Source organism: Streptomyces sp. NPDC006879 (genome assembly GCF_042869595.1).
In the GTDB taxonomy this organism is placed as follows: domain Bacteria; phylum Actinomycetota; class Actinomycetes; order Streptomycetales; family Streptomycetaceae; genus Streptomyces.
The window spans coordinates 309,215-318,664 of record NZ_JBIAGC010000001.1 but is presented as its reverse complement, the minus strand read 5'-3'; the positions used below and the strand labels follow the sequence as shown (position 1 = coordinate 318,664).

The following is a 9,450-nucleotide window of genomic DNA, read 5'->3' as shown; positions in this document are numbered from 1 at the left end:
CGGCCCCGGTACTCGCGGACCGAGTAGAACATCCGGGATCTCTCCCCCGGTTTGTAGCAGGCCATGACCGCCATCGAGACCCGGCCCGAGCCCCGTCCACGGACGCGGACGACGGGCGTGTGCCCGATGCGGCCCCAGGTCCTGGCGCGCGGCGGCGTCATCGACTGACCGGCTTCGTCCTCGAAGACGATCCAGCCGCCGCACGCCGCCGCGGTGCTCTTACCCGCGGCCAGGTCTCCTTCTTCCAGACCTCCACCGCCGCGTCGTCGCGCTCGATCGCCCGCCGGGCGGGCTGCTGCCAGGACCAGCCGTGCCGCTTCAGCAGCAGCCAGGTGCCCTCCACCGTGTAGCTCACGTGGAACAGCCGGCCGATCAGCGTCTTGATCCGCGCCAGCGTCCACCGCTGGTCGGCCCAGCCGTGGACCAGCGGCCCACGCTCCAACTCCCGTTCCAGCCGCGCGATCTGCGTCTCGCTGAGCCTCGGCCGCCCCGGCGATCCCTTCGACAAGACCCCCGCTTCACCGCGCTCGCGCCACTGGCGGCGCCACCGCTCCACCGACCGCTCCGTCACCCGCAGCGCGGCAGCGATCTCCCCGTTCTTCTGCCCGTCCTCGAAGCGTTCCACGGCCTGCAGCCGGATCCGCTCCCGCGCGGCCCTCCCTGCGTCGGTCAACCCGCCGCCCTGTGCGTATCTCACAGTCCAGGGCTACCGGAGCGGACCCATCGCCGTCAGGCGAACGGCTCCGACATCACCCAATCAAGTTCAGTACCTTGCGCACGGGGCGGGTACGGCCGAGCAAATCGCGGACCGTTCTTGTAGCCACGATCAGGCCTGATGGCGTATGTGGATACCGGCCGGGGCTCTGGCCCCGGACCTCACCCTCGGCGCACATCACCCTGAGACCTGACATGCCTCCTCACCACAAAGACAAGAGTGATAATCAACAGTGCTCCCCACGCAACAAGCTCCACGCTTCCGAACCGGCCACCAAAAGCAAAAAGCACCAACAGGAATACAGCGATGGCGAGTATAACCTTGTAGAGAATGGAAGGCACTGTAATCTACTCCTCTATGAGACGCCACTACTAAAACTCGTCTTACCGTTACCATTAACGTAGGTCTTAACCCACGGATTGGTTGTCACATAACAGCCCAGCTTCGTGACGCAATGCTCAATTCGACGCTTGAAGTACGACGTTCCACTCGACGCTGGAGTCCGCGTCTTGGAGTCGACGATACGGACACCGACGTCAATTCCGATAGAGCGATTCGTCACGTCATCGTATCGATTTGACCATCCAAGAACCCTGCTCCCATCGCGCTTAAACGTAGCATAAGTGTGGTACTTGTAGATGACGCCACCCGTATAGCTCCTGTGAGTATGCGTCACATGCGTCTTCTGCCATGTTCCCGCAGCGGCAATAGCACTGATACTTGGTGCCGAAAACGCGCCCTTGCCCTCCTCCCGCCTCAGAACCTTCGGGCCAAGCTCCGAGGCCTCAGCTGTGGCCGAAGGAACGAAGGCGCTCATAACATCCTGTGGGATCAGGTCGCTACTGCCAGCGTAGACCGCCTGACCGTGAGCGTCGAGCATGTAATCAACGGACTGCAGCTCGACTTCAGGCTCCACCCGCGGGTCTTCCACAATGCCAGCTAGTTCGGGTATGGAGCCAATAAACTCCGCGTCAGCCTCTGTCCAGGTGCCGTCTGATATTCGCTGGAGTGCTGCCCTCACCGCGGCTTCTTCGTACCCTGGTTTCGCATGTGCGACAGGGGAAGATACAACTACTGCGGTAACGGTCGCAAGAATTGCGACCGTTTTCCTGACCGACTGCATGGACCCCCCAATTGATTCGACAGCTAAGGCAAGATAACTCGATGAAAGACATTCCCCTCGCCTCTCCATCTTTTCGATGGCTGCCACACTCAGCAACCCCTGGACCCAAACCTCACACGAGGAGTGGCTGGAGGCAACCGGCAAGAAGGATCTTTGAGGTTCCCTTGAGGCTCTAATTCCTTTGCATTCATTTCAGGACAGGATGACGACTGATCCAGCCAGAACAGCGTGCGGTTCCGTTGTGCCTTCCGTCGGGGATGGATTTACCTCCGGTGTCCGTCCTCATGGACTGGCGCAGCGGAATCCGTTCACCTGAACCACCGGCGAAGGCCGGGGCGGACCTCGCCGCCCCGGCCTTCGCCGCAACCAGACGGGGCGTCAGGCCCCGTCGTGGATCAGACCTCGCACCAGACGGCAGGTGACGTTGGAGGGACGGTGGATGCCAGTGCGGGCGGCCATGGTGCGGATCTTGCGGTTGGTGGCCCGCTTCGCGTCATAGGTGCCGGAATCGAGCAGGGAAATCGCCAGGCGCATGGCCTTCAGGCGCCGGTTGTGTGTCTCGTACCACTCCCGGGGCAGTCCCGCGGGCAGCGGCTTCTTCTGGACGGGCTGGAGCTCGACAGGGCTTTTCCTTATGCCGGCGGCGGTCATCGGCAGCCTCCCAGAGGGCGGTGTCGGTCGGTGTCTTCCTGCCTCGATTTTAGTCGGAGGTACTGACAATCTCCCCTGGTCGGAGGGCGCTTCGGGGGTTGCGCTCAGGGGTCGGCGGTAGGCTCGCGCCCATGGAGATCTGGATCAATCCCCGATGTTCGAAGTGCCGCAGCGCCCTGAGTCTGCTGGATGCGCAGAGCGCCGAGTACACGGTGCGCCGCTACCTGGAGGACGTACCGGACGAGGAGGAGATCCGTGGGGTACTGGAGCGCCTCGGTTTGGAGCCGTGGGAGATCACGCGCACCGGGGAGGCGGTGGCCGGTGAGCTCGGGCTGAAGGAGTGGACGCGGGAGCCCGCCGACCGCGGCCGGTGGATCGCCGCGCTGGCCGCGCACCCGAAGCTGATCCAACGCCCCATCATCACCGCGGACGACGGAACGGCCGTCGTGGGCCGCACGGAGGAGGCGGTGCGGGAGGCGCTGTCCAGGAGTTGACCGCCGGATCCGTCGCGCTCCTGCCTCCCCCTCGTGTCTCCGCGTCCTTCCAGCCGGCGGCGGGGGGACACCGCTGCTCCCCCTCAGCCGAGTTGGCGCTCGGCCTCGGCCAGGACCTCGGTCAGTCGCAGCCCGAACTCCACGTCACACGGGTGCGGGCGGCCGGTGTTGGCCGCTTCCAGGAGGGCGTCGAGGGCACGCCCGAAGGCCCCGGGCACGTCCTGCCACCGCGGGAGTACGGCGATGCCCGCCGTACCGCGGACCTCGACCGTCACTCCAGCGGCCCCCTCGGGGGCGCTCAGGCTCAGCGCCGAGGTGCTGGAAGCGCCTGAGGCGTGCCGCAGGACGAGGTGAGTGGTGTCGCCCCGGCCACGGGCGGCCGTCACCGCCGTGACCTCACCCAGCACCGGAATGAGGACGGAGAGGGCGTGCGGGCCCACGTCCCACAGACCGCCCCGCTCACCGCGCCAGGGAGAGATGGCGTAGGGACTCGCCGTCCCGTCGTCTCGGGGCGTGAAGACCGCCCCGAGCCAGTCCGCCCGTCCGGTGAACCAGCCCTGGTGGGAAGCCTGTTCGGCCACCCAGTCCGCGGTGGCGGAGGCAAAGCGGAGAGTGAGGAAGACCACCGAGGCGACTTCCGCGGCACGTACCGCATCGGCGAGGGCACGGGCCGCCGTCGTACCGGTCGCCACCGGCTTGTCCAGGAGCACGTGGCACCCGGCGGTGGCCGCGCGGGCGGCGAGGGGGGCCTGTACGTCCGGGGGGAGGGCGAAGGCGACGAGGTCGCAGTCGGCGAAGAGCTCCTCGGGATCTGCGTACGCCTTCACTCCGTGTCGGCTGGCGAGTTCGGCTGCGGCTTCGGGGCGTCTGCCCCAGATGCCGGTGAACTCGATGCCAGGATGGGCGGCGAGGGCAGGGGCGTGGGTACGCGCCGCCCAGGGTCCGGTGCCCAGCAGTCCGGCGCGGGGCAGTCCGTTGCCCGCCCCGGGCTTCGTTGTCCGCGGATTCGTCACTCGACCAGTGTGCCTGGAACCCGTGTACGAAACCCCGCGGGCCGGCTGGTCTTCGAGGGCGGCGTGCCCCCGAAGACCGTGCCGCATCGGGGAATCCCGGGTAACACGGGGTTCACGCGGGGGCAACGGTTGGGAAATCGCTCCTTGGCACGCTGCGTGCAACACCGCAGCGCCCGCAGAAGCCGCAGTGCCGCAGAGTCTGCGCCGGTGCCCGCGAAGCACCCCGCGACGCACGAAGGATGACGCCCGTGAGCTACAAGGCCGAGTACATCTGGATCGACGGCACCGAGCCGACCGCGAAGCTCCGTTCCAAGACGAAGATCCTGGCCGACGGTGCAGAGCTGCCGGTCTGGGGCTTCGACGGATCCAGCACCAACCAGGCCGAGGGCCACGCCTCCGACCGCGTGCTCCAGCCGGTGTTCTCGTGCCCGGACCCGATCCGCGGCGGGAACAACGTCCTCGTGCTGTGCGAGGTGCTCAACATCGACATGACCCCACACGAGTCCAACATGCGGGCGTTGCTGCGTCCGGTGGCCGAGCAGTTCGAGGGCCAGGAGCCGATCTTCGGCATCGAGCAGGAGTACACCTTCTTCGACGGCGACCGCCCCCTGGGCTTCCCGGTCGGTGGGTTCCCCGCGGCGCAGGGCGGCTACTACTGCGGTGTCGGTGCGGACGAGATCTTCGGCCGCGACGTCGTCGAGAAGCACCTGGACCACTGCCTGGCGGCTGGGCTGGGCATCTCCGGCATCAACGCCGAGGTCATGCCCGGCCAGTGGGAGTTCCAGGTGGGTCCGCTGGCACCGCTGGAGGTCGCGGACCAGCTGTGGATCGCCCGCTGGCTGCTGTATCGCACCGCCGAGGACTTCAAGGTCTCCGCGACTCTGGACCCGAAGCCGGTGAAGGGCGACTGGAACGGCGCCGGTGCGCACACCAACTTCTCCACCAAGGCGATGCGCGAGGACTACCGGGCGATCGTGGCGGCCTGCGAGAGCCTGGGCGAGGGCTCCAAGCCGCTCGACCACGTCAAGAACTACGGCGCCGGCATCGATGAGCGGCTGACCGGTCTGCACGAGACCGCCCCGTGGGACGAGTTCAGCTACGGGGTCTCCGACCGCGGCGCTTCGGTGCGCATTCCCTGGCAGGTCGAGCAGGACGGCAAGGGGTACATCGAGGACCGCCGCCCCAACGCGAACGTCGACCCGTACGTGGTGACGCGGCTGATCGTGGACACTTGCTGCACCCGCCTGGAGAAGGACGGCCTGGTCTGATCTGGCTTGCCGGTCACCTCCCGGGGTGACCCCCCTGCCTTCCGGTCTTCCGGCGAACGGCCCCGTCCCTGAGCTTGAGGAAACGGGGCCGTTTCGCATGCCAGGCGGGCCCCCGCGCCGCTGACGTCCAGCTCCCGTATCGCTTCCTGAGACGGCGCCCCTGCCCAGGCCTGGGTGTCTGTTTCAATGGCGCCATGGCAGGCCTTCGGAACACCCCAACGGGCTGCGAGGACTTGGAGCCCTTCTGGCCCACTCGCCAGCACCACGACTTCGACCGTGTGTGTCGCCGCGCGCCCAACGCGCCGACCCTCTAACGCCTCCTCGGGTCCCGGTACCCGAAGGCCTTCGGTCCGCGCGGACCCCCGTACGTCCCCGAGCGACGAACCCCGCGTGAAAGAGCTGACCACTCATGGCGAACACCTCTCCCCTGCCAACCGCTGCCGGCTCCGGCCCTGAGCGGGACCACCGACCTCGGCTGCGCGCCGTGGAAGCCCTGCGGGGCCCGACCGCCCCGCTGTCGCTGCCTCCCGGCGCGACCTGGCTGCCGGCCCCGCAGCACGCCCGACCCGCCCTGGGGGGCCAGCCTCCGATGGAGGCCTACCTGGTCCTGGTGCCGGCCGACCAACACCGCACGAGCCCGCCGGCGCCGCCTGGGCCACCGGCGGGCCGGGGGCCCGTGCGCATCGACCCGGACCGCCGTGCAGCCTGGGTCGACGAACGTGAACTGGACCTCACCTACCTGGAGTTCGAACTACTGGCCCATCTGGTGGCACATCCGCATCGGGTGCATGCCCGTGCGCACCTGGTCACCACTGTCTGGGGCTACGGCCACGTCGGTGACGGACGCACCGTCGACGTCCACATCGCACGATTGCGCCGGAAGCTGGGGGCAGCGCACCGGGCGAAGATCCAGACCGTCAGACGGGTGGGGTACCGCTACGCCCCCTGAGGGGGCATACCGAGCCAGGCGGATGCTCGGGCCCGGCCGCTGGGTGGTGGCCGGCCCGAGCTGCCCCGCCGGCCGGCTACCCGGGGTGGACCCCACGGTCACGGAGTCGGGTCCGCAGGCCCCACAGCAGGTCCAGGGCCAAGAAGGCCAGCAGGCTGATGCCCAGCAAGGGGACGAACCATCCCACCAGTGCGACTACCGCCGCCAGGGGGAGCAGCACCGTCACCGGCACCTTGCGCCAGGTGCCGCGCGGGTGGGCCCGACCCGCACTGAACCTGCGCTCCCGGGTCGGGCGACGCAGCCACCACATGCGGTAGCCCCACACGGTCAGAGCCATCAGGGCCACGGCCAGGGCGGCCAGGGCCAACTGGTTGGCCAGGCCCAGGAATACCCCCATGTGCGCGTCGATGCCGAAGCGGGTCAGCTTGGCGAGGACGGGGTAGTCCTCGAAGCGCAGTACGTCCAGGACCGTGCCGTCGGCGGGATCGACGGCCACCGAGTCGAGGTGGACGGGGAAGTGGGTGTCGCGTTCGCGGACCACGTAGCCCGAGCCCTCGACGGGCAGGATGACCTGGATGCGGTCCTCGACGCCCTGCTCGCGGGCGGTCTCGACGACCTGGTCGAGGCCGATCCCTTCCCCGGTGGGCGTGGCACCGCTCGTTCCGTGACCTTCGTGTCCTTGGTGGCCGCCGGCACCAGGGACGAGCGCCGCCGAGATAGTGGGGGTGGCGCCGCCGAGTTGGCCCTGGACGGCTCCGATGTGCTCGCCCGCGTAGCGGGACCAGGTCAGCCCGGTCGCGGACAGCGCGACCAGTCCGGTTACCGCCCACAGGCCGATCGAGCCGTGCCAGGACAGGGTCCTTCGGCGTCCGGTGGCTCCGCGCTCAGGCATGATCAGTTGGGCTCGGCCGCGGCGCCGACGGCCGACCCACAGGGCCAGCCCGCCGAGGGCGACGACCCACAGCCAGCTGGCCGCGAGTTCGCTGTAGTGGCGGCCGAACTCGCCGAGTTGCAGGTTGGCGTGGAGGGAGGAAAGCCAGGTCCGTACGGGCAGTGCGCCGCCGCTGCTGGGCAGCGCCCCGCGCACCTCGTTGGTGTAGGGGTCGACGAAGACGGCGAGCGAGGTTCCGTCGGCGAGGCCCGGAGCGTTCATGAGCACCCGGGTCGTCGCATCGACTTCCGGCGCCGGCCAGACGGCGCTCACCGTGCCTTCGGGGTGGGCGGATTGGGCGGCTGCGACCTGGTCGGACAGGGGCCGGTGGGTCTCCCCCACGGGCACCCGGAGCTCGTGCCGGTAGATGATCTCCTCGGCCTGGAAGGACAGCGCGTAGAGCAGTCCGGTGGTTGCGGCGAGGAACAGCAGCGGGGCGACGAGCAGTCCCGCGTAGAAGTGCAGCCTCAGGGCCAGCGGGCGCAGTGCCGCCCAGGTGCCGGGGCGCGTGGGGGTGGTCTCTTCGGCGGACCCGAGGTCGGTGGGGCTCGGATGCTCGGGGGACTCGGGGGTCCGCTGGGTCGCTCCCGCGGGAACGTTGATGGACATGGTGATCCTTCAGCTGTCGGCGTGGCCTTTGCAGGCAGGGCAATGCGGCCCCGGGCACGCCGACGCGCCGGGGCGCCGAGTCCTCTCGGGCGGTTCAGGCGTGGCGGGTGCGGCCGGGGGCCGTGGCGCGGGGTCTGCTCGGAGCCGGCGGTCCGCGCCGGTGGACGATGTGGGCGTGCACGGCGCCACGCAGCCGGGAGCGCCGCCCGGTGTTCGGCCGTGGCCGCCGGGCCGGGCGGGGCGGGGCCGGGCGGGTGGGTGCGGTGAGTGCCAGCGCCCGTCGCAGCGCGGGGGCGGCGTGGGCGGCGAGGGTGGCGAGGGCCCGGGCCAGGGCGAAGGCAGCGCTTTCGCCGCGCCAGAGCCAGAGCCCGCACAGCAGGGCGGCGCTGAGGTGTCCGGCGAGCATGCCGGCGGACATGGTGTGTGCAGCCGCGTGCAGCCCGAGGTCCGGTAGGGCGCTAGCGGCGTGCTCGGCGGGGTTCGCCGATCCATGAGGTGCGGATCCCCCGCCCACATCTAGGCCATTTCCAGCCATTGAATTGATCATGGGGTGAGCCGAGGCGTGCCCCTGTGGCCTGCCCTGGGCGAACAGGTGGTGCAGGGCGCCCTGGGCCAGCACCTGCCCGCCCGCGATTCCCGAGAACCCTTGCCTTCTCCCGGCAAGAGACCAGGCCAAACCCCCTACCGCGAGGAAGGCGGCGGTCAGTGCCGACAGTGGGACCGGATGCCCCGAGGCCATGGAATGCCCGATAGCCGCCAAAGCAACGCAAAAAGCTGCAAAAACCGCAGCTCGTAGCGCGCGCAGAGGTGACCGAACACTCGTCATAATGGCCAAATAGTGCCAGCCCGCCCCCGCACCACCGATGCCGGGCCCCTCCCCGTCTGGAGACGCCGATGACCGCCCTCGCCTCCACCACCGTCGCCAACCTCCGCGACCTCGGCGGCACGCGCCTGCCCGGCGGACGGACGGTACGGGCGGGTCTGGTCCTCCGCTCCGGTCAACTGGACCGGCTGGACCCGGCCACTGGTCCGGCGGTCGACGCCCTGGGCCTGCGCACCGTCATCGACCTAAGGACGGACGCCGAGCGCGCCAGCCATCCAGACCGGGTACCGACCGGATCCCGGCTGATCGTCGCGGACGTACTGGCAGACCAGGTGGCCTCCGGAGCGATGCCGGCGGCGGCACAGCTCAAGACCCTGCTGGGCGACCCGGCCGCGGCGGAGCGGGAGCTCGGTGGTGGTCGAGTGGAGGCGCTGTTCGCCGACATCTACCGGTCCTTCGTCCTGTCGGGCTCAGGTCAGGCCTCCTACCGGCGGCTCCTGACCGTGCTGGCGGACCCGGACCCCGGCCCGGTGCTCTTCCACTGCACCGCGGGCAAGGACCGCACCGGCTGGGCGGCCACGGTCGTGCTCTCGCTCCTCGGCGCCGACGAGGAGACCGTCGAGCGGGAGTACCTCTCGGTCAACCCCGCGGTCCGCCAGGCCTTCGCCCCGCTGGTCGAGGGTTTCGCCGCTGCGGGCGGCAACCCCGACCTGGCGCTGGCACTGATCAGCGTCTCGCCCTCCTACCTCGCCGCGGCCCTGGAAGCCGTGCACCTGCGCTACGGCTCGGTGGAGAAGTACGTGCGCGAGGGGCTCGCGGTCCCCGACGAAGCGGTGGCCGCCATCCGGGCGCGGCTGATCGGGTGATCTCCAGC

10 protein-coding genes are annotated in these 9,450 nt (G+C 69.4%); 4 read left to right on the top strand and 6 right to left on the bottom strand.

Annotated elements, in window-relative coordinates; genetic code table 11:
- Nucleotides 1-157 precede the first annotated feature (157 nt).
- From ACFYMC_RS01430 to ACFYMC_RS01420, 3 genes are all read right to left on the bottom strand, one after another.
- A complete protein-coding gene (locus ACFYMC_RS01430; protein ID WP_388517018.1) occupies nucleotides 158-697 on the bottom strand; it encodes a winged helix-turn-helix domain-containing protein in 540 nt (179 codons plus the stop codon).
- A gap of 373 nt (nucleotides 698-1,070) precedes the next feature.
- Nucleotides 1,071-1,925: a hypothetical protein gene (locus ACFYMC_RS01425; RefSeq protein WP_388517015.1), complete on the bottom strand. Its 855-nt coding sequence runs from the start codon at nucleotides 1,923-1,925 to the stop codon at nucleotides 1,071-1,073.
- A 291-nt stretch (nucleotides 1,926-2,216) separates the two neighbouring features.
- On the bottom strand, nucleotides 2,217-2,489 hold the full coding sequence (locus ACFYMC_RS01420) for a hypothetical protein (RefSeq protein ID WP_388517012.1): 273 nt from the start codon (nucleotides 2,487-2,489) through the stop codon (nucleotides 2,217-2,219).
- A gap of 131 nt (nucleotides 2,490-2,620) precedes the next feature.
- Here ACFYMC_RS01420 and ACFYMC_RS01415 point away from each other — a divergent pair, with 131 nt between their 5' ends.
- Nucleotides 2,621-2,983 (top strand): arsenate reductase family protein, encoded by a 363-nt coding sequence (locus ACFYMC_RS01415; RefSeq protein ID WP_388517009.1) that lies wholly within the window; start codon nucleotides 2,621-2,623, stop codon nucleotides 2,981-2,983.
- A gap of 83 nt (nucleotides 2,984-3,066) precedes the next feature.
- Here the strand turns inward: ACFYMC_RS01415 and ACFYMC_RS01410 are convergent, their stop codons facing one another.
- On the bottom strand, nucleotides 3,067-3,996 hold the full coding sequence (locus ACFYMC_RS01410) for a Gfo/Idh/MocA family protein (protein WP_388517006.1): 930 nt from the start codon (nucleotides 3,994-3,996) through the stop codon (nucleotides 3,067-3,069).
- Nucleotides 3,997-4,244: 248 nt separating this feature from the next.
- On the opposite strand from ACFYMC_RS01410, the gene glnII reads away from it, so the two are divergent.
- On the top strand, nucleotides 4,245-5,264 hold the full coding sequence (gene glnII, locus ACFYMC_RS01405; protein ID WP_388517003.1) for a glutamine synthetase: 1,020 nt from the start codon (nucleotides 4,245-4,247) through the stop codon (nucleotides 5,262-5,264).
- 409 nt (nucleotides 5,265-5,673) lie between these two features.
- Entirely contained in the window at nucleotides 5,674-6,213 is a 540-nt protein-coding gene (locus tag ACFYMC_RS01400) for a winged helix-turn-helix domain-containing protein (protein ID WP_388517000.1), read from the top strand.
- 76 nt (nucleotides 6,214-6,289) lie between these two features.
- Here the strand turns inward: ACFYMC_RS01400 and ACFYMC_RS01395 are convergent, their stop codons facing one another.
- Nucleotides 6,290-7,753 (bottom strand): PepSY-associated TM helix domain-containing protein, encoded by a 1,464-nt coding sequence (locus ACFYMC_RS01395; protein ID WP_388516997.1) that lies wholly within the window; start codon nucleotides 7,751-7,753, stop codon nucleotides 6,290-6,292.
- A gap of 94 nt (nucleotides 7,754-7,847) precedes the next feature.
- A complete protein-coding gene (locus ACFYMC_RS01390; RefSeq protein ID WP_388516994.1) occupies nucleotides 7,848-8,288 on the bottom strand; it encodes a hypothetical protein in 441 nt (146 codons plus the stop codon).
- A 359-nt stretch (nucleotides 8,289-8,647) separates the two neighbouring features.
- On the opposite strand from ACFYMC_RS01390, the gene ACFYMC_RS01385 reads away from it, so the two are divergent.
- On the top strand, nucleotides 8,648-9,442 hold the full coding sequence (locus tag ACFYMC_RS01385) for a tyrosine-protein phosphatase (RefSeq protein ID WP_388516991.1): 795 nt from the start codon (nucleotides 8,648-8,650) through the stop codon (nucleotides 9,440-9,442).
- Nucleotides 9,443-9,450: the final 8 nt, after the last annotated feature.